The following is a 24924-nucleotide window of genomic DNA, read 5'->3' as shown; positions in this document are numbered from 1 at the left end:
ACTCCTATCAGGCGTTACCTGGCTCAGCGTCAGCTGCATCATCACCCGCTGCGCTAGGCAGACGGATTGGACGAACTGGAACCACTGTCGAGATAGCGTGCTTGTAAACCATCTGGCTGACGGTGTTTTTCAGCAGGATCACGAACTGGTCAAACGACTCGATCGTGCCTTGCAGCTTGATACCGTTGACCAGATAGATGGAAACCCCCACTTTCTCTTTACGTAAAGTATTCAAGTAAGGGTCTTGTAGCGAATGCCCTTTTGACATGTGCCGCACTCCTTTAAGGATCAATAATAAAAAATCGGAAAATAGATAGCTTATGGCCGTCACACCCCCAAGGATAGACGGCAATTGCAAGGACTCAGCTCAATATGGAGACCGTTCCCAGGTATTTCAAGGCGCGTGACAGATTGTCGCTGTCCAGGCTGTCCAACCAGTGCAAATCGCTCCAGCTGCGCAGCCAGGTGAACTGGCGCTTCGCCAATTGGCGCGTGGCAATGATGCCGCGCTCCTGCATCTCAGCTGACGTCAGCTTGCCATCCAGATGATCCCAGACTTGGCGGTAGCCTACAGCACGTATCGAAGGCAACCCTGGATGCAGGTCACCTCTTGAACGCAGTGCTACGACCTCCTCCACAAACCCCTGTTCCAACATAATTGTGAATCTTTGTGCAATTCGTTCATGCAGCACCTGGCGATTTGCCGGAGCGATGGCCAGATTCGCCACAGTATAGGGCAATTGTGACTGCCCCGATGCGCCTGCGTCAGCACTTTGCGCAGATTGTCGCTGCCGATGCTCGGTCATGGTCTGGCCGCTCACACGCCAGACTTCCAGGGCCCGACTGAGCCGCTGAGGGTCATTGGGGTGAATACGAGCGGCGGACACCGGATCGACAGCCGCCAACTGATCATGCAGGGCTTGCCAGCCAAGGCGTGCAGCCTGCTCCTCAAGCTCCGCGCGCACCTGGGCGTCGGCGGGCGGCATATCGGCCAACCCTTCCTGCAATGCCTTGTAGTAGAGCATCGTGCCGCCCACCAGCAGTGGGATATTGCCGCGCGCAGTGATATCGGCCATCGCCGCCAGCGCATCAGCGCGAAAATCCGCGGCGGAATAGCTCTCGGCCGGGTCGATGATGTCGATCAATCGGTGCGGATATTGCGCCAGCATCTGCTTGGAAGGCTTGGCGGTGCCGATGTCCATGCCCCGATAAACCAGCGCAGAGTCAACACTGATCAGCTCGCAGGGCAGCACCTTGGTCAGCTCGATGGCCAGGTCGGTCTTGCCTGCGGCCGTCGGGCCCATCAGGAAGATCGCGGGGGGCAAGGCACTCATCAACGACCGCGCAAGAACAGTTTGTCCAGGTCGTCCAGGCCCATCTGGGTCCAGGTCGGTCGGCCATGATTGCACTGGCCACTGCGCTCGGTATTTTCCATGTCGCGCAGCAGGCCGTTCATTTCCGGCAAGGCCAGGCGGCGATTGGCGCGGATAGCGCCGTGGCAGGCCATGGTGCCGAGCAGTTCGTTGATGTGTGCCTGGATACGATCACTGGTGCCGTACTCCATCAGGTCTGCCAGTACATCGGCTACCAGCCGGTTGGCCTCGGCCTGCTTGAGCAGCGCGGGAATCTGGCGGATCGCCAGGGTTTCCGGGCCCAGGCGCTGCAATTCGAAGCCCAGTTTCTGGAACACGCCGTGGTGTTCTTCGGCGCAATCGGCCTCGCGCTGGCTGACTGCCAAAGACTCCGGCACCAACAGCGGCTGGCCACTGAGGCCTTCGCTGGCCATGGCGATCTTCAAGCGTTCGTACATGATCCGCTCATGGGCGGCGTGCATGTCGACCAGCACCAGGCCATGGGCATTTTCCGCGAGGATGTAGATGCCTTTGAGCTGTGCCAATGCGTAGCCCAGCGGAGGAATATCCCCTCCGCCTTCCGGCAAGGCGACCGCACCAGGCTCAGCCCCCGGCAGCGGCGCAAAGAACTCACGGTAGGCCGCCTGGGCCTCGGCCACCGGCACGGCCGATTGCGGACGTGGAGTGTATTGATACTGGTAACCCGCCCCGGAACCGGAACCCGGCGCCGAATAAGTCGGCTGCGGTTGCGGCGATTGCAACAGGTTACCCGCCAGGCTCATTTCCTCCTGGGGGCCGAACTCACCGGCTTGCGGGCCGCTGGGCCGGACCACCGCCGTGACAATCGGTGCCGACAACTGGTCATCCGGGCGCACATCGCCCAGGGCGCGGTGCAAGGTGCCGTAGAGGAAGTCATGCACCATGCGGCCGTCACGGAAACGCACTTCGTGTTTAGTCGGATGCACATTGACGTCGACCACCGCAGGGTCGACCTCGAAAAACAGCACAAAGGTCGGGTGCCGCCCATTGAACAGCACATCGCGATAGGCCTGGCGCACCGCGTGGGCCACCAGTTTGTCGCGTACGGCCCGACCGTTCACAAAGAAATACTGCAAGTCCGCCTGGCTGCGGGAGAAGGTCGGCAACCCCACCCAACCCCACAGGCGCAGGCCATTGCGTTCGATTTCAATCGGCAACGCCTGCTCCAGGAACCCCGCGCCGCACACTGCCGCTACCCGGCGAGCACGTGCAGCGTCGTCATTGGCTTCGTGCAGGCTGAGGATGGTCTTGCCGTTGTGACGCAGGTGAAACGCCACGTCGAAACGCGCAAGAGCCAGGCGCTTGATGACTTCTTGCAGATGATCGAATTCGGTTTTTTCAGCCTTGAGGAATTTGCGCCGCGCCGGGGTGTTGAAGAACAGGTCGCGCACTTCCACCGAGGTACCCACCGGGTGCGCCGCCGGCTGGACCCGAGGCGCCATGTCGCGGCCTTCGGTTTCCACCTGCCAGGCCTGGTCGGCGCTGCGGGTACGGGAAGTCAGGGTCAGGCGGGCCACGGAACTGATGGAGGCCAGGGCCTCACCGCGAAAGCCCAGGCTCATCACCCGTTCAAGGTCTTCCAGGTCACGAATCTTGCTGGTGGCGTGACGGGCCAGGGCCAGCGGCAGGTCGTCCGCGGAGATACCGCTGCCATCGTCACGAACCCGCAGCAGCTTGACACCGCCCTGCTCGACGTCGACATCGATGCGCTTGGCGCCGGAATCGATGCTGTTTTCCAGCAGTTCCTTGATAACCGAGGCGGGCCGCTCGACCACCTCACCTGCGGCAATCTGGTTGGCAAGGCGCGGGCTGAGCAGTTCGATGCGCGATCCGCTGTGCAAGATTGATTCACTCATTACTGTGCCGCCAATTCAGTGCCAGGGATGGTCAACACCTGGCCGACTTTCAACTCATCGGTCTTCAGGTTGTTGGCGCTGCGCAAGGTCGCGGCCGACACCTGGAAACGGACAGCCAGCATGGCCAGGGTGTCGCCAGGCTGCACGCGATGGTCACGCGGGCCCTGGGCGATTTTCCCGGAGTCGCGCAGCCAGGCGATGTAGGTGCCCGGTGGCGGGTTCTGCTGGAAGAACTGACGCACGCCGGCACTGATGGAGCGTGCCAACGCCTGCTGGTGGCTGGCGCTGGCCAGCTTGGAGGCTTCGTTGGAGTTGGAGATGAACCCGGTTTCCACCAGGATCGATGGAATGTCCGGCGACTTCAGCACCATGAATCCGGCCTGCTCCACACGCTGCTTGTGCAGCGAGGTCACGCGGCCGATGTTGCTCAGGACTTTCTGGCCGACGTTCAGGCTGGAGGTCAATGAAGCGGTCATCGACAGGTCGAGCAGCACACCGGCGAGCATCTTGTCCTTGTCATCGAGGGACACGTTACCGGCCCCACCGATCAAGTCGGAGCGGTTTTCACTGTCGGCCAGCCAGCGGGCGGTCTCGGAGGTGGCGCCGCGATCCGACAGGGCAAACACCGAGGCGCCGAAGGCGGCAGCCGAAGGTGCGGCATCGGCGTGGATCGACACGAACAGGTCGGCGCCTTTCTTGCGGGCGATTTCGGTACGACCGCGCAGCGGGATGAAGTAGTCGCCGGTACGGGTCAGCTCGGCGCGATAGCCTTTCATGCCGTTGACCTGGCGCTGCAACTCGCGGGCGATAGCCAGTACCACGTCTTTTTCATGCTGGCCGCGTGAACCGGAGGCGCCCGGGTCTTCACCGCCATGGCCGGCATCGATCACGACAATAATGTCGCGCTTGCCCGCCGGGGCGGGAGGTGGCGGTGGCAATTTAACCTGTGGTTGCGACGGATTGACCGGCACCGCCGGCACGGTCGCCACGCTCGGCGTCGGCGCAGGCGGCGGTGCAGCATCGGCGGCATTGTCGAACAGGTCGACCACCAGCCGGTTGCCGTACTGGGCGTTGGGTGCCAGGGAGAAGCTTTTCGGGGTCACGACCTTTTTCAGGTCGATCACTACACGCAGGTCGGTCGGCGTACGTTGGGCCGAGCGCATGGCGGTAATCGGCGTATTGGCGGTGGAGACTTTCAACGGCGCGGCCAGGGTCGCACCGTTGATATCGATCACCAGGCGATCAGGCGCCGTCAGGGTAAAGACGCTGTGCTGGACAGGGCCAGACAGGTCGAACACCAGTCGCGTGTTATCCGGCGCTCGCCACAGGCGAACACTCTTCACCTGTGAAGCAGCCAGAGCATTGACAGTCATTGCCGCAAGCAACACCCCTACGACAGCAACCAACGCGCGAAAGCGCATACCTAACCCCACCAATTATTTGAATTCCAATGCCAGAGCGGCGCACCACGACTCACCGCGCGCGCTCTGGGGCAACAACTTCAGCAGACGTCCATGCTCATGCGGCGTAATGGTAATGGTCAGGTCCGGCTTTGGCAAAAAGCCTGTGCCTTTATCTGGCCACTCGATCAGGCACAACGCATCTTCGTCGAAGTAGTCACGGATGCCCATGTACTCCAGCTCTTCAGGGTCCACCAGGCGATAGAGATCGAAGTGGAAGGCTCTTATCGCCCCGATCTCATAAGGTTCGACCAGGGTAAAGGTCGGACTTTTCACCGCCCCCTCGTGGCCCAACCCGCGAATAATCCCCCGGGACAGCGTGGTCTTGCCCGCCCCCAGGTCACCTTCGAGAAAGATCAGCCCCGCGCCTTTCGTGACCCGTGCTAGGCAATGGCCGAACTGCACCATGGCCTCTTCATCGGCCAGGAAACGGTTTACTTCAGGCACGGCGACTGCTCCTCCAACAATTGACGAATGGCAGGTATCAGGTCACTGGCAGCCAACCCGCGACCCAAGGTGCCCTGGCGATCTCCCGCCGTCGCGTGCAACCACACGGCCAGGCAACTGGCGTCAAAGGCTGGCATCCCCTGGGCAAGCAGTGCGCCCACCAGGCCGGCCAACACATCGCCGAGCCCGGCCGTCGCCATGGCCGGGTGGCCCTGGTCACACCGGGAAACGCGCCCATCCGGGCTGGCGATCAAACTGCCAGCCCCCTTGAGGATAGCCACTGCATTGAATTTCTGACTCAACGCGCGCGCCACCTTAAGACGATCCGCCTGAACCTCGGCTGTCGATATCCCCAACAAACGCGCCGCTTCGCCGGGATGCGGGGTGATCACGCAGTCAGCCGGAAGCGCTACGCGGCCGGTCGCCAGCTGATTCAAGGCATCGGCATCCCAGACTTGTGGCTGTTTGGCGTTGGCGGCGACCGATAACAGGCTTTTGCCCCAGGCGGCACCGCCCAGGCCCGGACCAATGACGATGACCGAGATTTTTTCCAGCAAGCCCATCAGTTGGTTGGCCGAACTCACCCCAACGGTCATGACTTCGGGCAAGCGCGCCAAGGCAGCCGGCACATGCTCGACGCGAGTCGCCAGGGAAACCATGCCGGCACCGCTGCGCAAGGCGCTTTCGCTGCTCAGCAACGCGGCGCCGCCAAAGCCGTGGTCGCCACCGATGACCAGCAGGTGGCCGAACTGGCCCTTATGGGCGTCCGGAGAACGTGCAGCCAGTTGCGGCAAATGGCCGGGCAACAGGGGCTGAACGTCGGTTATTGCGTGTTTTGTCTGCGGCATGCGTCTTCAAGCTCCGATGTCTGGCAGAATTATACCCATCTAACCCGTGGTTTCCCGTGTCTCATGCCTGCTATTACCTACGACCTGCCCGCCCTCGCCCAATCGATCAAAGACTGGGGCCGCGAGCTGGGCTTCCAACAAGTCGGCATCAGCGGCCTTGACCTGGCCGAGCATGAACAACACCTGCAACGCTGGCTCGACGCGGGTTACCACGGCGAGATGGAGTACATGGGCGCCCATGGCAGCAAGCGATCCCACCCGGACGAACTGGTGCCCGGCACCTTGCGCGTGGTCTCGCTACGCATGGATTACCTGCCCGGCGAGACCCAGATGGCACAACTGCTGGCCAAACCGGAAAAAGCCTACATCTCGCGCTACGCCCTCGGCCGCGACTACCACAAGCTGATCCGCAAACGCGTCCAACAATTGGCTGACCGTATTCAGGCACAAATCGGCCCATTTGGCTTTCGCGCCTTTGTCGACAGCGCACCGGTGCTGGAAAAAGCCATCGCCGAACAGGCTGGCCTGGGCTGGATCGGCAAAAATACCCTGGTACTCAATCGCAAGGCCGGCAGTTATTTCTTCCTGAGCGAACTGTTTGTCGACCTGCCATTGCCGGTTGATCCGCCGCACAGCACCGAACACTGCGGCCGCTGCACCGCGTGCCTGGACATCTGCCCCACCAACGCCTTCGTCGGCCCTTACGTGCTGGACGCCCGGCGCTGCATTTCCTACCTGACCATCGAACTCAAGAGCGCCATCCCAGAAGACTTGCGCCCACTGATCGGCAACCGGGTATTCGGCTGCGATGATTGTCAGATCGTTTGCCCGTGGAATCGTTTCGCGCGCCCCACCACGGAAGGCGATTTCAAGCCACGGCACAATCTGGACAACGCAGAGCTGGCCGAACTGTTCATGTGGGACGAGGACACATTCCTGAGCAGCACCGAAGGTTCACCGTTGCGCCGCGCCGGCTACGAGCGCTGGCTGCGCAACCTGGCGGTGGGCCTGGGCAATGCGCCGTCGAGTATTCCGGTGCTGGAAGCCTTGAAGGCGCGCCGCGATTACCCCTCGGAGCTGGTGCGTGAACATGTGGAGTGGGCACTCAAGCAGCACGCCGAGCGTCAATGCACGTCGTCGTTATAGACGAACTTGGGCATTTCCCAGTGAAAACGGATGGCCAGCAACCGCAGCAGAAAGCCGCTGAACAACGTCAGCAGAATCGCTTGCTCACTGGGCAGCTCCAGGTAGAGGCACAGCAGGTAGAACCAAGCGGCGAGGAACGACACACTGGCGTACAGCTCGCGGCGAAAGATAAGCGGGATATCGTTGCAGAAGATATCCCGCAGAATGCCGCCAAAAACCCCGGTGATCACGCCGCTGACTGAAGCCACCAACATGCCGTGCCCCATTTCCAGGGCGGTCATGCAGCCGATCAGGGTGAAGGCCACCAGCCCCACCGCATCCAGCGCCAGGAACAGCGACCGCAGGTGGCGCATCAGCGGCGCGATAAAGATCGTCACCAACGCGGCAATCGAGGTCAGCACCAGGTACTCCGGGTGCTTGACCCACGTCAGCGGGTAGTGACCGAGCAATACATCGCGCACCGAACCGCCACCCAGCGCCGTCACACAGGCGATCAGCACCACACCAAACCAATCCATGCCGCGCCGACCGGCAGACAAGGCGCCGGTCATGGCTTCGGCAGTAATGGCAATGAGGTAGAGCATCAGCAACATGAGGGCGATCCTTGCAAAGAGGCCGGCAGTCTAATCATTTGCTGATGGCACCAAAAGGGGGCACTTGGCGATAAATCGAGTTGCCTGCCATCGGGGGCGAGCCCCTCCCGCTCCTGACCGAGTCGCCATGACGAACGCGGAACGATTGTGGGAGCAGGCGCCCGCGAAGGCGCCGGTTCTTCAAGCCTTGATGAAATGCTTGCGGTAATGCTGCAGCTCGGCGATCGACTCGCGAATATCATCCAGCGCCAGGTGGGTGCTGCCTTTATGGAAGCTGTCTTTGACTTCCGGCGCCCAGCGTGCCGCCAGCTCCTTAAGGGTCGACACATCCAGGTTGCGGTAGTGGAAGTAGCTTTCCAGCGCCTTCATATGGGTATAAAGGAAGCGACGGTCCTGACAGATACTATTGCCGCAGATCGGCGACTTGCCCTTCGGCACCCACTGCTCCAGGAAAGCGATGGTTTCGGCCTCAGCCTCCGCCATGCTGATGCGGCTGTCACGCACGCGCTGGGTCAGGCCCGAGTTGCCGTGGGTACGAGTATTCCACTCGTCCATGGTGGCGAGTACGGCATCGCTGTGGTGGATGGCGATCACCGGACCTTCGGCCAAGGTGTTGAGGTTGCTGTCGGTGACAATCGTCGCCATCTCGATGATGACGTCGGTGTCGGGGTTCAGACCGGTCATTTCCAGATCGATCCAAATCAGGTTTTGTGGGTTTTGCATGGCTTGATTCTCTTGGCACCTTGGCGTAGCTGCGCAGTTTAGCAGGCAGGGGCGTGCTAGACTCGCGACCGTTTTACCCAACCTTCGCATTATCGACACGGAACACCAATGGCCAAACGCCAGCTCAATCGTCGCCAAAACTGGCGCATCGAAAAGATTCAAGGTGAACGCGCCGCTCGCGCCGCCAAACGTGAATCCTCCGCCGTGGAAGCGCTCGAGGGCGGCGACCTGGGCCCCGAACAAACCGGCCTGGTGATCGCACACTTTGGTGTGCAGGTCGAAGTCGAGGCGCTGGAGGGCGAATTCGCAGGTTCGGTTTCCCGTTGCCACCTGCGCGCCAACCTGCCGGCACTGGTCACTGGCGACAAAGTGGTCTGGCGTGCCGGCAACCAGGGTATCGGCGTGATCGTCGCCCAGTTGCCACGTACCACCGAATTGCGTCGCCCCGACAGCCGTGGCCAGCTCAAGCCGGTAGCGGCCAACGTCGACATGATCGTGATCGTGTTCGCGCCGCTGCCCGAGCCTCATGCCAACCTGATCGACCGCTACCTGGTGGCGGCCGAACATGCCGGCATTCGTCCGTTGCTGCTGCTGAACAAATTCGACCTGATCGACGAGCAGAACGCTCCGGCGCTCAATGCGTTGCTGGCGGTCTACCGCACCCTGGGTTACCCGGTGCTGGAAGTCTCGGCGCATCACGGCAACGGCATGGAACAGCTGCAACAGCAGCTGAATGGGCGTATCAGCGTGTTTGTCGGCCAGTCCGGCGTGGGCAAGTCGTCGCTGGTCAACAGCCTGCTACCGGAAGTCGACACCCGTGTCGGCCCGCTGTCGGAACTGTCCGGCCAGGGCACCCACACCACCACCACCGCGCGATTGTTCCACTTCCCCGGTGGCGGTGAGCTGATCGACTCCCCAGGTATTCGAGAATTCGGCCTCGGCCACGTCAGCCGCAGCGATGTAGAAGCCGGCTTTATCGAATTCAACGACCTGATCGGCACTTGCCGCTTCCGCGATTGCAAACACGACCGCGAACCCGGTTGCGCCTTGCTCAAGGCGCTGGAGGATGGCCGCGTGCAGCAGCAGCGGATGAACAGCTATCGGTCGATTATTGCGAGCTTGCCCGAAAGCAGTTACTAGACCACCCCACGCAATATCTGGCGAGCAAGCCTGTCGTGGTGAGCGGGCTTGCCCCGCGTTGGGTTGCGAAGCGGCCCCAATCAATCGGAATGCGGAGTATCAGGCACTCCTCGGCGGCGGGTTCTGGGGCTGCTTCGCAGCCCAACGCGGGGCAAGCCCGCTCGCCACAGTTACAGTGTTCCGCCTTAACTGACAGGCATCAGGGCACGCCCGCATCCCACAACAAGCCCGCACCCTCCCCCACAACAGGCTCGCTCACCACAAATATCCGGTGTGGCTACGAGCCCGTCGCAGGCACCGTAGGATCTTTCACACCGCCGTCATCAAACAGGTTCAGCTTCTGCCGCAGCTCATGCGCCGGCAATGGCTCCTGCCCCGGCGCAATCGCATTCGGATCGGCCGGGGGTTCACCTGGCGCGCCCGCACCGGACGTAGGTGGCGGTGGCGGCTGATCGCCTTCAATCGCTCGCTGGGCCTTTTTAGTCAGCACAACGATATCGATGCGACGGTTGATCGGGTTGAACGGGTCTTTCGGATCAAACAATTGGGAAGAGGCAAAGCCGACCACTCGTGCCACTTGCGCGTCCGGGTAGCTGCCGGCCACCAGTGCACGGCGAGCAGCGTTGGCACGGTTGGCCGAAAGCTCCCAGTTGCCGAAGTCGCCCTGCCCCGCATACGGCTTGGCATCGGTGTGGCCGCTGATACTGATCTTGTTCGGCACGGCCTTGATGGTGTCGGCCATGGCCAGCAGGATATCTTCGAAATACGGCTTCAAGCGCGCGCTGCCGGAGTCGAACATCGGCCGGTTCGCGGCGTCAGTGATCTGGATACGCAAGCCTTCCGGGGTAATCTCGAAGGAAATCTGATCCTTGAACTTCAGCAGTTGAGGGTTTTCCTCGACCTTGGTCTGCAATTCCTGCAGCAGCAATTCAAGGCGTTCCTGCTCGACCTGCTCAGCCATGCTCTCGACGGTATCGCGCTCGATCGGAATTTTTTCCTGGGGCGCCTCGGTCTTGACCTCCGGGTTGATGGTGCGCTCAGGCGCCAACTGCGGCGAACCGCCAAGGTCGATTACAAAGGGGGTGCCACTTTCCGAGAAGCCAATCGGGTCCTTGAAGTAACCGGCGATGGCGATCTTCTGCTCGGGCGTGGCCGTGGACATCAGCCACAGCACCAGGAAGAACGCCATCATCGCCGTCGCGAAGTCGGCGAAGGCGATTTTCCAGGCGCCACCATGGTGCCCCGCGGCGAAGCGCTTGACGCGCTTGATGATTATCGGCTGGTTGTTTTCCATGGCTTAGCGACCGCGAACCGCTTGTTCCAACTCGGCAAAACTCGGGCGATGTTTCGGGTACAGCACCTTGCGACCGAATTCCACCGCCAGCGAAGGCGGCATGCCCGATGCCGAAGCGACCAGGCTGGCCTTGATCGCTTCATACAGATTGATTTCTTCCTTGGCATCGTGGGCCAGGGAGGTGGCGAGTGGGCCGAAGAAACCATAGGCCGCAAGAATACCGAAGAAGGTACCCACGAGGGCCGCACCTACGTGCATACCGATAGCTTTCTGGTCGCCCTCGCCGAGGGACGCCATGGTCACCACGATACCCAGTACCGCCGCGACAATACCGAAACCAGGCATACCGTCGGCAACACCGGTCACCGCGTGGGAAGGATGCTCCAGCTCTTCCTTGAGGCTGAACAGCTCCATGTCGAACAGGCCTTCCAGCTCATGGGGCGCCATGTTGCCCGAGGACATGATGCGCAGGTAGTCACAGATATACGCGGTCATGCGCTCATCTTTGAGCACGGCCGGGTACTTGGCGAAAATCGGGCTGGCCGCGGCATCTTCGATGTCGCCTTCGATGGCCATCATGCCTTCACGGCGGCTCTTGTTGAGGATCTCGTAGATCAGCCCCAGCACTTCCAGGTAGAAGGTGTGGGAAAAGCGCGAGCTGAACATGCCCAGCGACTTCTTGATCACATGCATGGTCATGTAGCCGGGGTTGGCCTGCAAGAATGCGCCGAACGCCGCACCACCAATAATCAGCACTTCAAAGGGCTGGATCAACGCAGCGATCTTACCGTGGGACAGGACGTACCCACCGAGCACGCTTGCGATGACGACGATGATGCCGATTATTTTAGCCATAGGGGATGTGTACTTGCGCCGTGAGGTTCATGGACATATTTGGAGGAACTGCAAAACTCTTGTTCTACTTATCGGCAAAACTGCGCCAGACTATAGGCCGTTAAGGCGAAAAGCCAGTTCGGCCCGCTCTGGGCGTGTTGACCGCAAGTGATGATCGCGCCCCAATCATGGCTAATGAAACGACCGTACCCACTGTAAAACCCACCACCCTCGCTGCTTGGATCAAGCGTCTGGACGAAGTGCGGCTGCCCGTTCCCCAGGCGAACCACGAGCGCGTGTGCAAAGCCATCCGCGACAGCCGCAGTTCGTTGCGAGATATTGCCGAACTGATGCAAGACAGCCCCGCGCTGGTGCTCAGCGTGATGCGCGAAGCCAACAGCCACACCCATGGCAGCCTGGCGGAACCGGCGGAAAACCTCGAAGTGGCGCTCAACCGCCTCGGCCTCAAACGCGCCGAAGAGTTGCTCGCGCGCCTGCCTTCAGTGCCTGCCAATGAGATTCCCGTCGCCTTGCGCCAACTGCTGCTGGTGAGCCAACACGCTTCCCAGCAGGCCAACGGCCTGTTCGCCAGCCGCCTGGCGCGGCTGTGGCAAGACATTCACTGGGGCAGCTTGCTGTTTCTATCGCCGCTGTGGCCGATGGCGGTTGCCTACCCCAAGCTCCTGGAAGAGTGGGAACTGCGAGTTATCCACAAAGGCCAGTCGGCACGTCAGGTCGAACAGGAGTTATTTGGCGTCCGCCTGCTGGACCTGTGCCTCGGCCTGACTGAAACCTGGCACCTGCCCATCTGGGTGTCCCAGGGTTATAACCTGCTGCTGAAGGAACAACGCCTGCTGGTCAAGGCATTGCACATCGCCCGGGAAGATGACCCGCTGCGCCATCAGCAATTGCTCGATGCCGACCCCAGCCTGCGCCGCTGGTTGAACCAACCCGCCAATACCGTGCTGCTGGCCAACGGTCTGGCAATGTCGGCGCAAGAGTCATGGACCTGCCCGCACACCAAACGCTGGCAGTACCTCACGGCCCTGTACCTGCAACAGCCATTGAGCGAAGTACAGCAACAGTCCCACCAGCAAGCCGTCACCAGCGCCCGTACGACGCTGATGCCCGACCTTTGGCACCCGGCGCTGTCGCTGATCTGGCCATGGAATGTGCAGAAGATCCATCGCGGCCTGCTGCCCGCGCCGCCGCCTACCGCAGAGTCCCTGGCCATCTGGCGCAAGCGTTGCACCGAGTTGCTGGTGGAGCCGAGCCGCTTTGCCAATGCCATGCACTTGACCACGTGCGCCAAGGAAGCGCTGGTCGCCAGTGGCATGCAACGAGTGTTGCTGTTTATGGCGGATCGCGCCCTGAGCACCTTGCGCGTGCATCAGGCCGATGGCCTGCCGAAGGACGCCGCGAACCTGAGCCTGGATGTGGTCCACAGCACGCTGCTGCAACGCATGCTGGAAAAATCCGCCCAGGTGCGCCTGACGCCCGACAACCACGCACAGTTCTCGGCCCTGTTGCCGCCGATCCTGCGTCGCCTGTTCACCGGGGAACACCTGTTGCTGCGTTCGCTGAGCTGCAATGGCCGCGTGGTGATGTTGATGGTGGCCGACCAGGGCGGCGGGCCATTTTCGGAAACCACCGTGCAGGCCTTCGGCAAAACCGCCCAGTGCATCGAGAAAGCCCTGCACAGCTTTACCAACCGCAGCGCCTGATGCTTGCGCTACAATCGCGGTCCTTTATCGCCAACATTTGTGCCCAGGAGACCTCACATGCCTGACTTCTCTGGCTTGCCGCTGGTGATCGAATCCAGCGACCTGCTCGGTCGCCTTGATGCCGAACACCTGATTCTGGTGGATCTCACCAGTGCCGCCCGCTACGCCGAAGGGCATATCCCCGGCGCGCATTTCGTTGACCCCAAGCGTACCCAACTGGGCCAGCCGCCGGCACCCGGCCTGCTGCCCAACAAAGCCGACCTGGAAAAACTGTTCGGCGAACTGGGCCACACCCCGGACGCAACCTACGTGGTCTACGACGACGAAGGCGGTGGCTGGGCTGGCCGTTTTATCTGGATGCTCGACGTGATCGGCCATCAGAAATACCACTACCTCGATGGCGGCCTGCTGGCCTGGCTGGCTGAGCAGCACCCAGTGTCCACCGACGTACCCGCCCCCGTCGGTGGCCCCGTCAGCCTCACGCTGCACGAGGGCCCCACCGCAACCCGCGAATACCTGCAAAGCCGCCTCGGCGCGGCGGACCTGGGTATCTGGGACGCACGCGGCCCGCTGGAGTATTCCGGCGAGAAAGTCCTCGCCGCCAAGGGGGGCCATATCCCCGGCGCTGTGAACTTCGAATGGACCGCCGGCATGGACAAGGCACGCAACCTGCGCATCCGCCGCGACATGCCGCAGATCCTCGAAAGCCTCGGGCTGACCCCCGATAAAGAAATCATCACCCACTGCCAGACTCACCACCGCTCTGGCTTCACCTACCTGGTGGCCAAGGCGCTCGGTTATCCGCGAGTCAAAGGTTATGCCGGTTCCTGGGGCGAATGGGGCAACCACCCCGACACCCCCGTTGAGATTTAAGGTTTAAGGACAGTTAATGAAAAAGCAGTTGTTTATCCTCAGCCAGTACTTGCTGCCGCATCACCTGCTGTCGCGGCTGGCCGGCTGCATTGCCGAGTGCCGCGTACGCTGGTTCAAGAATGCCTTCACCACGTGGTTTGCCAAGCGCTATCAAGTGGACATGTCCCAAGCCCTGGTGGAAGACGTGACCGCCTACGAGCACTTCAACGCCTTCTTCACCCGCGCCTTGAAAGACGGCGCGCGCCCACTGGACCCGACCCCTGGCGCCGTACTGAGCCCGGCTGATGGTGCGGTCAGCCAGCTCGGCCCGATCGAGCATGGCCGTATATTCCAGGCCAAGGGCCACAGCTTCAGCGTGCTGGAGTTGCTGGGCGGCGATGCTGCCGTGGCAGCGCCTTTCATGGGCGGCGATTTTGCCACCATCTACCTGTCGCCGAAGGACTACCACCGCGTGCATATGCCGCTGGCCGGTACCCTGCGCGAAATGGTCTACGTGCCTGGGCGGATTTTCTCGGTCAACCAGACCACCGCCGAAAACGTGCCGGAACTGTTTGCCCGTAACGAGCGTGTGGTCTGCCTGTTTGACACCGAACGCGGCCCGATGGCCGTGGTGTTGGTCGGCGCGATGATCGTCGCCTCGATTGAAACCGTGTGGGCCGGGCTGGTCACGCCGCCCAAGCGCGAGCTGAAAACCTTCCGCTATGACGAAGCGGCACGCGCGCCGATTCACCTGGGGAAGGGTGCGGAGCTGGGTCGCTTCAAGTTGGGCTCCACCGCGATCGTGCTGTTCGGGCCGGATCAGGTGAAGTGGGCTGAGGAACTGGTGGCCGGTTCGCCGGTGCAGATGGGCCAGGGCATCGCACTGCCGAAAGCCTGATTCAAAACCTGCAGAGATCCAATGTGGAAGGGGGCTTGCCCCCGATAGCGGTAGTCCAGCCACAGGTATATTGGCTGTTCCACCGTCATCGGGGGCAAGCCCCCTCCCACATGTTGACTGTATTCCTACAGTGACTTCGGATTAGAGCTGACCGTCGCGGTCGCGAAAGCCCAGCAGATACAGCACACCATCCAGCCCCAAGGTCGAAATCGCCTGCTTGGCCGATTGCTTGACCAAGGGTTTGGCACGGAACGCCACACCCAAACCGGCAATTGCCAGCATCGGCAGGTCATTCGCACCGTCGCCCACCGCAATGGTCTGCTCCAGACGCAAACCTTCCTTGTGGGCCAGCTCCTTCAGCAGGTCGGCCTTGCGCTGTGCGTCGACAATCGGCTCCACCGCCACGCCAGTCACCTTGCCGTCGACCACTTCCAGTTCGTTGGCGAACACATAGTCGATGCCCAACTTGGCCTGCAATTGCTTGGCGAAGTAGGTAAAGCCACCGGACAGGATCGCGGTCTTGTAACCCAGGCGCTTGAGCTCGGCGAACAGGGTTTCGGCACCTTCGGTCAGGCGCAGGGAAGCGCCGATGGAGTCCAGCACGCTCACATCCAGCCCCTTGAGCAACGCCAGGCGCTCCTTGAAGCTGGCGCGGAAGTCCAGCTCACCGGCCATCGCGCGTTCGGTGATTTCAGAAACTTGCTCACCCACACCGGCTGCCTTGGCCAGTTCGTCGATGACTTCGGCTTCGATCAGCGTCGAGTCCATGTCGAACACCGCCAGGCGGCGGTTGCGGCGGAACAGCGAGTCCTCCTGAAAGGCGATGTCGACGTTCAGCTCCTGGGCCACGCTGAGGAATTCAGCGCGCAGGGCCTGCGGGTCTGCCGGTTCGCCGCGCACGGAAAACTCGATGCAGCCCTTGCCCTTGTCGGCCGGGGTGTCCAGTGGCATACGACCTGACAGACGGTCGATATGGTCGATGTTCAACCCAAACTGCGCGGTGATCGAGCTGACGCGCTGCAACTGCTCGGCGGTCACTTTGCGGGTCAACAAGGTGACGATATGGCGTTTCTTGCCCTGGCCGGCCACCCAGTGCTGGTAATCCTCTTCGGACACCGGGGTGAACCGTACCTGTTGATCCAGCTTGTATGCCGTAAACAGAATGTCCTTGAGCACGGAAGACGCCTGCTCGGTGCTCGGGATTTCCACCAGGATGCCGAACGACAGGGTGTCGTGGATCACCGCCTGGCCGATGTCGAGAATGTTTACACCACCCTGGGCCAGAACGCCGGTAATGGCCGCGGTGAGACCCGGTCGGTCTTCGCCGGTGATGTTGATCAGGACAATTTCGCGCAAAGCGCACCCCCAGGCTGGAAAAAAACCGCATTCTACCCACTTTCAGTGACCACCGGGCACAGCCAGCGCTTTGCCGGTCTTGGGCCTGTCGCTATACTGCGCGTCAACTTCACGGACTAAGAGCCGAGCTCAAGTGAACCGGCCCACGCCAGTAAAAACCGACAACTTCTTCCTGCTGATCTTCCGGGCACTGCGCCACCGCCGTGTACCGATCGCATTACGCATCGCCAGCCATAACGTGATCCTGGTCGCCCTGGCCCTGGTGATCTACGCCTGCGTGATGGGTTTGCAGTTCAAACAGGCCATGCATGAGCAAGCCGATGCGTTGGGCGAAAGCCTGACCACCCAGACCGCCACCTCGGCGACCGAGCTGCTGGTGTCCAACGACATCCTCAGCCTCAACGTGCTGCTCAACAACCTGACCAAGAACCCGCTGGTCGCCCACGCCGCCATCTACAGCGTGGACAACCGCATCATGGCCGAAGCCGGGCAACGCCCGAAAAACGGCCTGCTGGGCGAAGCCGAAGGCTTGTACCAGAGCAATATCACGTTCCAGGATGTGAAGGCGGGTCAATTGCGCATCAGCCTGGACATGCAGCAATTCCAGCAGCCGATGACCATCAGCCTGCAAAGCATGGGCATCCTCAGCGCGATCCTGCTGGCCCTGGCCCTGGCCTTGAGCCTGCGCCTGGGGCGGCATATCTCGACGCCACTGATGCAACTGCGCATCTGGCTGCGGGATATCGACGAACATACCCCGGCCACCGATCGCCAGGACGAAATCGGCGACCTTGCGCGCCAACTTCATGCCAGCTTCGCTCCGGAACCGGTGGTACGCGAGATTGAACCCGAGCCCGAGTTCGACGACGAACCCGAGTTCGAAGTACACGACCTGCGCGACCCGGGCTTCGACGAGCGCCCTCCGGTAGCCGGCCTGAAACCAGCGCCACGCCATGTGATCCGGGCCGAAGAAGACGAGCTGGACGACGAAGACCCATTCGCCGACCTGCGCGACACCTCGGCCAGCACCGCCGTTGCGCCCAAGCCCGTGCCAGCGAAGAACGCCGAGCCCCAGCACAGCGCCGTACTGGCCGTGCAATTGGGCGCCCAGGACCAACTGCGCCGCCTGCCCCGCGCCCGCCTGACCGAATTACTGGAACGCTACCGCGATTGCCTCGACCAGGCCGCCTCGCTCTACCAGAGCGAGCTGCACACCCTGAACGACGGCAGCACGTTGATGCTGTTCCACAGCGAAGACAGCGGCGAAGACTACCTGACCAACGCCATCTGCTGCGGCGAGCTGCTGCGCGCCCTGGGCCATGAATTGCAGATCGAAGTGGCCGACAGCGGCATCACCTTGCAACTGCAACTGGGCCTGACGGTGGGTGACGACCTGTTTGGCATGAGCCAGATCGACCTGCTGCTGACCGAGATCGCCCAGGATGCGCTGGCCCTGTCCCAACACAGCCGCAATCTCCTGCTGGTGGAGCGCAAGATCAGCGAAGACACGCTGATTCGCCAACGCGCGCGTATTCGCCCCATTGCCAGCCCAGAAGGCGCCAGTTGTGTGGAGCGCTTGATGGAGCCGTATCCATCGATGCTGGAACGGCAGTTGGCGCGGATGCATGAGACCCGTACAAAGCCCTGAAGAACACCGCCGGACTCATGTGAGAGGGGGCTTGCCCTAATGCCGTTCAGTTAAGGCTTTTTTGTAGGAGCGAGCTTGCTCGCGAAAAACTCACAGGCGCTTTTGTAGGAGCGAGCTTGCTCGCGAAAAACTCACAGGCGCCGCGTTCATTCAGGAGACACGCGTTATCGTTGACGTTTTTCGCGAGCAAGAACTAGGCGTCCCCCTCGCTCCTACAAAAGGCGATGTACGCTTAACTGAACGGCATTAGGGCTTGCCCCCGATTGCGGAGTATCAGTCAGCACATCATTAACTGAACCACCGTTATCGGGAGCAAGCCCCCTCCCACACTTGATCTGCGCCGTGACTTATCTCACCACAAACAAAAAGGCCCGCTGAGTCAGCGGGCCTTTTTGTTTGTCTGCGATTCAGATCAGAACCTGAACACTTCCATATCCGTGCGAATCGGTGTCGCCATCGGCATCTTCGGTTTCTGCGGCTCTGCGGGCTTGGCCTGTACCGGAGCCTGCTTGCGCGGTGCCTCGGCGATTGGCGGCTGGTTGGCCAATGGCTTGAGGGCCACCGACAACTGCTGCGCCAGGTGTTGCAACAATACGCCCTGGGCCTGGACCTGGGACGCGGTGGTGCCGGTGTGTTCTTCCTGCAGGTGCACGATTCGGTTATCGCGCACCTGGCCACGACGGTCGATCAAGCGCCATTGCGCATCGAGAATCGCCGGTTGCGATTTACCGGAATCAAGCCGGGTAATGGTCAGCAACACCTGAACATCCGGGGTAAAGCCAGTGGGTGCAGGCGCAAGGACCACACGCTGGCTGTCCAGTTGACCCGCCACCTGGCGCAGCATCAGTTGGTTGATGTCGGACGATAGGCTGCCGGCCCAACGACCATCAACGGAACCTTGCAGGCTGCCGTCGTTCTGACGCTGTAGCAGGGTTTCACGTTGCAGGTAGTCAGCGACGACTACCGGGCCCAGTAAAACTGCCATACCCGCAGTTTGTGCGGGCTGGGCCGGACTTCCGCTGTCCAGCTGATACAGCGACACAGGCTGGTGTGTGCTGCAACCCGCCAGCCCCAGAAGGCCAGCGAGCATCAAAATAAAAGGAAGGCGTGGAGCAGTCATCATCCCATCCAGGTGGCTGCCACAAGGCGAACCACAATGTAATACTTAAAAATAACCTAAACACGCTCGGCCACGCCGGCGCTGGAAAGGCCATATCATCCGTGAATATGCGCCATGACTCCAGCGCCAAAGCGTCGATCTACGCGTTAAATCGTAGATCAACGGCTCCAGAGGGCGTTCTCAGTGAGTTTCCCCACTGCGTTGTCACCTTAAAGCGGGTCAGGCAGGGCGCAGGCCGCTGGGAATGGTTTTTGCCTTTCCAAGGCCTGCTTCAAGGCGAAACCCGCCAAGCCCTCCTTGTCGCCTTAAACAGGCGTTTCCACCAGCAAGGCATCCACACGCTGGAAGCCCCGCGGCAGTTTGTTACCACGCCGTCCACGTTCGCCCTTGTAATGCTCAAGGTCGTCAGGACGCAGCGACAATGTGCGTTTACCCGCTTGCAGCACCAGGGTAGAGCCTTCAGGGATCACCGCGATGTCGGTCACATACTCTTCACGACTGGCGACCCGCTCCCCTGGAATACCAATGATCTTGTTGCCCTTGCCTTTGCCCAACTGCGGCAAATCGCTGATCTTGAAGACCAGCAAGCGCCCCTCGGTGGTGACCGACGCCAGCCAATTGCTCTCGCGATCGTCCACCGGCCGCGGCAGGATCACCTTGGCGTTGTTCGGCAGGCTCAACAGCGCCTTGCCCGCCTTGTTCTTGGCCTGCAGGTCTTCACCCTTGACCACGAACCCGTACCCCGCGTCGGAAGCGATGACATACAACGAATCGTCGTCCGGCAGCAGCACGCACTCGAAATTCGCCCCCGGTGGCGGCGTCAGACGCCCGGTCAGCGGCTCGCCCTGCCCCCGTGCGGACGGCAAGGTATGGGCCGGCACCGAATAACTGCGCCCGGTGGAGTCGATAAACACCGCAAACTGGTTGGAACGCCCGGCGGCGGCAGTCTTGAAGCCATCACCGGCCTTGTACGACAAACCAGTGGCGTCAATATCATGCCCCTTGGCGGAACGAACCCAACCCTTTTCCGACAGAACGACGGTAATTTTCTCGTTTGGGAGCAACTCGGTTTCTGTCAGGGCCTTGGCTTCGGCGCGCTCGACGATCGGCGAACGACGGTCATCGCCGTAGGTTTCGGCGTCTTTGATCAGTTCGCTACGCACCAATTTCTTCAACTTGGCTTCGCTGCCCAGCAGCGCTTGCAGCTTGGCCTGCTCCTTGAGCAACGCATCCTGTTCGTCGCGCAGCTTCATTTCTTCCAGTCGCGCCAACTGACGCAAACGGGTGTCGAGGATGTAGTCGGCCTGGATCTCACTCAGCTCGAAACGCGCGATCAGTTCGGCTTTCGGGTGCTCGGCGGTACGGATGATGTGGATCACTTCATCCAGGTTGAGGTAGGCAATCAGCAAGCCGTCCAACAGGTGCAGGCGGCGCTCGACCTTGTCGAGGCGGAATTGCAGGCGGCGACGCACGGTCTGCACCCGGAACTCCAGCCACTCCACCAGCAGGTTGCGCAGGTTTTTCAGCTGCGGCTTGCCGTCCAGGCCGATGATGTTGATGTTGACCCGGTAGCTGGACTCCAGGTCGGTGCTGGCAAACAAATGCTGCATCAGCACTTCGTGGTCGACCCGGCTATTGGTCGGGATGATCACGATTCGGCACGGGTTTTCGTGGTCGGACTCGTCGCGCAGGTCGGCAACCTGTGGCAGTTTCGACGGCTTGGCCTGCATGAGCGCCGCGATCTGCTCCAGCACCTTGGCACCGGACACCTGGTGCGGCAGCGCGGTGACGATAATGTCGCCGTCCTCGATGTGGTACACCGCACGCATGCGCACCGAGCCCTTGCCGGTCTCGTACATCTTCAGCAGGTCGGCGCGCGGCGTGATGATTTCTGCTTCGGTGGGGTAATCCGGCCCCTGGATATGCTCGCAGAGCTGCTCGACCGTGGCCTTGGGTTCATCCAGCAGGCGCACGCAGGCGGTCGCGACCTCGCGCAGGTTATGCGGCGGTACGTCCGTGGCCATGCCCACGGCAATACCCGTGGTGCCATTGAGCAGGATATTGGGCAAACGCGCCGGCAACACCAGGGGTTCGTCGAGGGTGCCGTCGAAGTTCGGGCCCCAATTCGCGGTGCCCTGGCCCAGCTCGCTGAGCAGCACTTCCGAATAACGCGACAGGCGTGCCTCGGTGTAACGCATGGCGGCGAAGGACTTGGGGTCATCCGGTGCGCCCCAGTTACCCTGGCCGTCCACCAATGTGTAGCGGTAGCTGAACGGCTGGGCCATCAGCACCATGGCTTCGTAGCATGCCGAGTCGCCGTGGGGGTGGAACTTACCGAGCACGTCACCGACCGTACGCGCCGACTTCTTGTGCTTGGAATCGGCATCCAGGCCCAACTCACTCATGGCGTAGATGATGCGCCGCTGTACAGGCTTCAGGCCGTCGCCGATATGCGGCAAGGCACGGTCCATGATCACGTACATGGAGTAGTTGAGGTAGGCATTTTCGGTGAAGTCAGCCAGCGACCGGCGTTCTACGCCATCTAAGCTGTCTGCGAGGATGTCACTCATGCGGGCCTCATCAATATTTGGTAAGGCGCAGCGGAAATGCCGCAGCGCCGGGTCAATTCAAAAAAGCGGGGGCTCATGGTTTGGCGCTCCAACCGCCGGCAGGGGCGGCGAAACGATAGACCACGGGGCGTTTTTCACCATCGGCACGCGGGCCGAAATTATTGTCGATACCAATCCAAGCACCGTCCGTATCCACCACCAGGGCTTCGGCCAGGCCGTAGGGCTGGGCATAGCGGCGCTCGGGCGTCAGAGTCTCGTCGGCAAATGACCAGCACAGCTCGACCTTGGCCGTGACCGCGTCGCGCCGGCAAATCTGGAACGCATTACGCTCCAGAGTAAACAGCTTGCCGCCAAACAGCGCCAGGTCGGCAAAATCCTTGGACACCGCCTTGGCGTTGGGGAATTTGGCCGGTTGCATTTCCTGGCCAGCCTCGCTCAACAACACGCAGGGGCCGTCACAGTCCCAAAGGCTTTGCGGCCGCTTGATGGAAATCAGGCCTCGCCGTTCACGCTCCGCAGCCAACCAGATCTGGCTGCCTTCCGGGTTGACCGCCAAGCCTTCAAACAGGGCATTGAAATGCAGCAACATGCCACTGGCGCGGGCTTCGCGCACCATGCCGGGGGCGATTTTCAACCATTGCGGCTCACCGGCTACCGGCACTTGCAACACCGCCGCATGGGCTTCGCTGACGATGTAGCGGTTGCCCGCCGCATCGCAGGTGATACCTTCGAAGTCCAGGTCGCCGCCGCGAATGAACGAAGCGGCCTTGGTGCGCGAGCGCAAGCCCCAGGGCAAGCCGGACTCGGGCACTGGCGGCACGTCAATCTTCACGGTTTCGGCCTGCCAGGTCGGCGCGCTGATATCGAGGCGGTAGATCCGGTCGTCGTCGCGGTCGGAAACCGTCCACAGCGCCGTACCGCACAACGCCAGGCCTGACAGGTTACCGCCCCGCATGCCCTCTACCGGGTGTTCGGACACCAGCTTGAGCTCAGCCGCAGGCTCAGCCACCACCGGGGTGGCCGCCAGCCCGCTCAACATCAGGATCGCCAGGGCGAAACCTGTGCGCATCAGCCCAACACCTCGGCCAGGTTGCCCTTGGACTCCAGCCAGGACTTGCGGTCTGGCGCGCGTTTCTTCGCCAGCAGCATGTCCATCATTTCCGATGTGGCGTCGAAGTCTTCCAGGGTCAACTGCACCAGGCGCCGGGTGTTCGGGTCCATGGTGGTTTCACGCAGTTGCGGCGGGTTCATTTCACCCAGGCCCTTGAATCGCGTGACCTGTGGCTTGCCGCGTTTCTTCTCGGCCACCAGGCGGTCGAGGATGCCATCGCGCTCGGCCTCGTCCAGGGCATAGAAAATCTCCTTGCCCTGGTCGATCCGGTACAGCGGCGGCATGGCGACGTAGACGTGACCGGCATCCACCAACGGGCGGAAGTGCTGCACAAACAACGCGCACAACAGGGTTGCGATGTGCAGACCGTCGGAGTCGGCGTCGGCGAGGATGCAGATCTTGCCGTAGCGCAGTTGGCTCATGTCCGCCGCGCCCGGATCGACGCCAATGGCCACGGCGATGTTGTGTACTTCCTGGCTGGCCAGGACTTCACTGCCATCGACTTCCCAGGTGTTGAGGATCTTGCCGCGCAACGGCAGGATCGCCTGGAATTCCTTATCCCGCGCTTGCTTGGCGGAACCGCCGGCGGAGTCACCCTCCACCAGGAACAGCTCTGAGCGCATCGGGTCCTGCCCGGCGCAATCAGCCAACTTGCCGGGCAGTGCCGGGCCTTGGGTGATGCGCTTGCGCTCGACTTTCTTGCTGGCTTTCAGACGGCGACCGGCGTTGTTGATTGCCAGCTCGGCCAGGGCCAGGCCCAATTCCGGGTGTTCGTTGAGCCACAGGCTGAAGGCATCCTTGACCACCCCGGAGACAAACGCTGCCGCTTCACGGGACGACAGGCGCTCTTTGGTCTGGCCGGAGAATTGCGGCTCCTGCATTTTCATCGACAGCACGAACGCGATGCGCTCCCACACGTCTTCCGGCGCCAGCTTCACGCCGCGCGGCAACAGGCTGCGGTATTCGCAGAATTCGCGCATGGCATCCAGCAAGCCTTGGCGCAAACCGTTGACGTGGGTGCCGCCCTGGGCGGTTGGGATCAGGTTGACGTAGCTTTCCTGCACGCTGTCACCGCCCTCGGGCAACCACAGCAGCGCCCAGTCGACGGCTTCTTTATTACCGGCCAGGCTGCCGCAGAACGGATCGTTGGGCAGGCGTTCGAAATCGCTGACGGAATCTTCCAGGTAGGAACGCAGGCCGTCTTCGTAGTGCCACTCGACTTTCTCGCCAGTACCCTTGTCTTCAAAGGTGACCAGCAGGCCCGGGCACAACACGGCCTTGGCCTTGAGCACGTGCTTGAGGCGGCTGATGGAGAATTTTGGCGAATCGAAGTATTTCGGGTCCGGCGCGAAGTACACGCTGGTGCCGGTATTGCGCTTGCCAACGGTGCCGATCACCTGCAATTCGCTGGCTTTGTAGCCATCGGCGAAGGTCATCTCGTACTCGTTGCCGTCGCGCTTGACCTTGACCCGTACCAACGTGGACAAGGCGTTGACCACGGAAATACCCACGCCGTGCAAGCCACCGGAGAACTGGTAGTTCTTGTTGGAGAACTTACCCCCGGCGTGCAACTTGGTGAGGATCAGTTCTACGCCCGACACACCCTCTTCCGGGTGAATGTCCACCGGCATGCCACGACCGTCGTCGGACACTTCCAGGGAGTGGTCAGCGTGGAGAATGACATGCACCGACTTGGCGTGCCCGGCCAAGGCTTCGTCGACGCTGTTGTCGATGACTTCCTGGGCAAGGTGGTTCGGCCGACTGGTGTCGGTGTACATGCCGGGGCGTTTGCGCACCGGGTCGAGGCCCGAGAGGACTTCGATGGCGTCGGCGTTATAAGAGCTAGCGCTGGGAGTGGCCATGGGGTCTCGTCGTGAGTCGTTCGATTAAAAAGTAACCTGGGATTTCCAAAG

General features: G+C 61.5%; 21 protein-coding genes. 6 read left to right on the top strand and 15 right to left on the bottom strand.

The genetic code is table 11. From position 1 onward, the window contains the following. Window positions 1-7: 7 nt before the first annotated feature. The 6 genes from hfq to A7317_RS02435 form a co-directional block, all read right to left on the bottom strand. Complete coding sequence (gene hfq / locus A7317_RS02460; RefSeq protein WP_003171355.1) at window positions 8-268, bottom strand: RNA chaperone Hfq; 261 nt, start codon at window positions 266-268, stop codon at window positions 8-10. Between the two features lie 94 nt (window positions 269-362). Then, window positions 363-1334, bottom strand: coding sequence for a tRNA (adenosine(37)-N6)-dimethylallyltransferase MiaA (gene miaA / locus A7317_RS02455; RefSeq protein WP_069075151.1), 972 nt, complete (start codon window positions 1332-1334; stop codon window positions 363-365). Further along, the gene (gene mutL / locus A7317_RS02450; RefSeq protein WP_024073079.1) at window positions 1334-3247 is read right to left on the bottom strand and encodes a DNA mismatch repair endonuclease MutL; all 1914 of its coding nucleotides are present in this window, start codon (window positions 3245-3247) and stop codon (window positions 1334-1336) included. The genes miaA and mutL overlap by 1 nt, the downstream gene beginning before the upstream one ends. Then, the gene (locus tag A7317_RS02445; RefSeq protein WP_034105712.1) at window positions 3247-4668 is read right to left on the bottom strand and encodes an N-acetylmuramoyl-L-alanine amidase; all 1422 of its coding nucleotides are present in this window, start codon (window positions 4666-4668) and stop codon (window positions 3247-3249) included. The genes mutL and A7317_RS02445 overlap by 1 nt, the downstream gene beginning before the upstream one ends. Before the next feature lie 15 nt (window positions 4669-4683). Further along, window positions 4684-5154 carry a tRNA (adenosine(37)-N6)-threonylcarbamoyltransferase complex ATPase subunit type 1 TsaE gene (gene tsaE, locus A7317_RS02440; RefSeq protein WP_024073077.1) on the bottom strand — a complete coding sequence of 157 codons (471 nt, stop codon included), beginning with the start codon at window positions 5152-5154 and terminating at the stop codon, window positions 4684-4686. Beyond that, window positions 5142-6002: an NAD(P)H-hydrate dehydratase gene (locus A7317_RS02435; RefSeq protein ID WP_024073076.1), complete on the bottom strand. Its 861-nt coding sequence runs from the start codon at window positions 6000-6002 to the stop codon at window positions 5142-5144. Before A7317_RS02435 ends, tsaE begins: the two co-directional genes overlap by 13 nt. Window positions 6003-6065: 63 nt before the next feature. Between A7317_RS02435 and queG the strand changes: the two genes are divergently transcribed. Beyond that, a complete protein-coding gene (queG, locus tag A7317_RS02430) occupies window positions 6066-7148 on the top strand; it encodes a tRNA epoxyqueuosine(34) reductase QueG (protein WP_069075150.1) in 1083 nt (360 codons plus the stop codon). Here queG and A7317_RS02425 read toward each other — a convergent pair. Both A7317_RS02425 and orn read right to left on the bottom strand, forming a co-directional pair. After that, window positions 7127-7741 carry a trimeric intracellular cation channel family protein gene (locus A7317_RS02425; protein ID WP_069075149.1) on the bottom strand — a complete coding sequence of 205 codons (615 nt, stop codon included), beginning with the start codon at window positions 7739-7741 and terminating at the stop codon, window positions 7127-7129. The genes queG and A7317_RS02425 overlap by 22 nt on opposite strands. 180 nt (window positions 7742-7921) lie before the next feature. After that, complete coding sequence (gene orn / locus A7317_RS02420) at window positions 7922-8464, bottom strand: oligoribonuclease (RefSeq protein ID WP_024073074.1); 543 nt, start codon at window positions 8462-8464, stop codon at window positions 7922-7924. Between the two features lie 108 nt (window positions 8465-8572). On the opposite strand from orn, the gene rsgA reads away from it, so the two are divergent. Beyond that, window positions 8573-9604, top strand: coding sequence for a small ribosomal subunit biogenesis GTPase RsgA (rsgA, locus tag A7317_RS02415; RefSeq protein ID WP_024073073.1), 1032 nt, complete (start codon window positions 8573-8575; stop codon window positions 9602-9604). Between the two features lie 277 nt (window positions 9605-9881). On the opposite strand, the gene motB is transcribed toward rsgA, so the two are convergent. Both motB and motA read right to left on the bottom strand, forming a co-directional pair. Further along, window positions 9882-10898 carry a flagellar motor protein MotB gene (gene motB, locus A7317_RS02410; RefSeq protein WP_069075148.1) on the bottom strand — a complete coding sequence of 339 codons (1017 nt, stop codon included), beginning with the start codon at window positions 10896-10898 and terminating at the stop codon, window positions 9882-9884. 3 nt (window positions 10899-10901) lie between these two features. Continuing rightward, entirely contained in the window at window positions 10902-11753 is an 852-nt protein-coding gene (gene motA, locus A7317_RS02405) for a flagellar motor stator protein MotA (RefSeq protein ID WP_024073071.1), read from the bottom strand. 167 nt (window positions 11754-11920) lie between these two features. On the opposite strand from motA, the gene A7317_RS02400 reads away from it, so the two are divergent. From A7317_RS02400 to asd, 3 genes are read left to right on the top strand one after another with little or no spacing between them, the layout of a single operon-like run. Further along, window positions 11921-13456, top strand: a complete 1536-nt coding sequence (locus A7317_RS02400; protein ID WP_069075147.1) for an HDOD domain-containing protein — start codon at window positions 11921-11923, stop codon at window positions 13454-13456. 57 nt (window positions 13457-13513) lie between these two features. Then, entirely contained in the window at window positions 13514-14329 is an 816-nt protein-coding gene (locus tag A7317_RS02395) for a rhodanese-like domain-containing protein (protein WP_024073069.1), read from the top strand. Between the two features lie 16 nt (window positions 14330-14345). Then, window positions 14346-15206 carry an archaetidylserine decarboxylase gene (gene asd / locus A7317_RS02390; RefSeq protein WP_069075146.1) on the top strand — a complete coding sequence of 287 codons (861 nt, stop codon included), beginning with the start codon at window positions 14346-14348 and terminating at the stop codon, window positions 15204-15206. 141 nt (window positions 15207-15347) lie between these two features. Here asd and serB read toward each other — a convergent pair whose 3' ends face one another. Continuing rightward, window positions 15348-16562 (bottom strand): phosphoserine phosphatase SerB, encoded by a 1215-nt coding sequence (serB, locus tag A7317_RS02385; protein ID WP_069075145.1) that lies wholly within the window; start codon window positions 16560-16562, stop codon window positions 15348-15350. 133 nt (window positions 16563-16695) lie between these two features. On the opposite strand from serB, the gene A7317_RS02380 reads away from it, so the two are divergent. Continuing rightward, window positions 16696-18210: an AhpA/YtjB family protein gene (locus A7317_RS02380; protein ID WP_024073066.1), complete on the top strand. Its 1515-nt coding sequence runs from the start codon at window positions 16696-16698 to the stop codon at window positions 18208-18210. Between the two features lie 412 nt (window positions 18211-18622). On the opposite strand, the gene A7317_RS02375 is transcribed toward A7317_RS02380, so the two are convergent. The 4 genes from A7317_RS02375 to parE all read right to left on the bottom strand — a co-directional run bounded on the left by A7317_RS02375 (window position 18623) and on the right by parE (window position 24873). Then, complete coding sequence (locus A7317_RS02375) at window positions 18623-19330, bottom strand: PqiC family protein (protein WP_024073065.1); 708 nt, start codon at window positions 19328-19330, stop codon at window positions 18623-18625. A gap of 305 nt (window positions 19331-19635) precedes the next feature. Continuing rightward, window positions 19636-21900, bottom strand: a complete 2265-nt coding sequence (gene parC / locus A7317_RS02370) for a DNA topoisomerase IV subunit A (RefSeq protein WP_024073064.1) — start codon at window positions 21898-21900, stop codon at window positions 19636-19638. Between the two features lie 73 nt (window positions 21901-21973). Continuing rightward, window positions 21974-22969 (bottom strand): esterase-like activity of phytase family protein, encoded by a 996-nt coding sequence (locus A7317_RS02365; RefSeq protein ID WP_069075144.1) that lies wholly within the window; start codon window positions 22967-22969, stop codon window positions 21974-21976. After that, window positions 22969-24873: a DNA topoisomerase IV subunit B gene (gene parE, locus A7317_RS02360; protein WP_069075143.1), complete on the bottom strand. Its 1905-nt coding sequence runs from the start codon at window positions 24871-24873 to the stop codon at window positions 22969-22971. Before parE ends, A7317_RS02365 begins: the two co-directional genes overlap by 1 nt. Window positions 24874-24924 lie beyond the last annotated feature (51 nt).

This window comes from Pseudomonas fluorescens (assembly GCF_001708445.1).
GTDB classification, from domain to species: Bacteria; Pseudomonadota; Gammaproteobacteria; order Pseudomonadales; family Pseudomonadaceae; genus Aquipseudomonas; species Aquipseudomonas gorinensis.
This window is presented reverse-complemented; position numbering and strand designations above follow the sequence as displayed.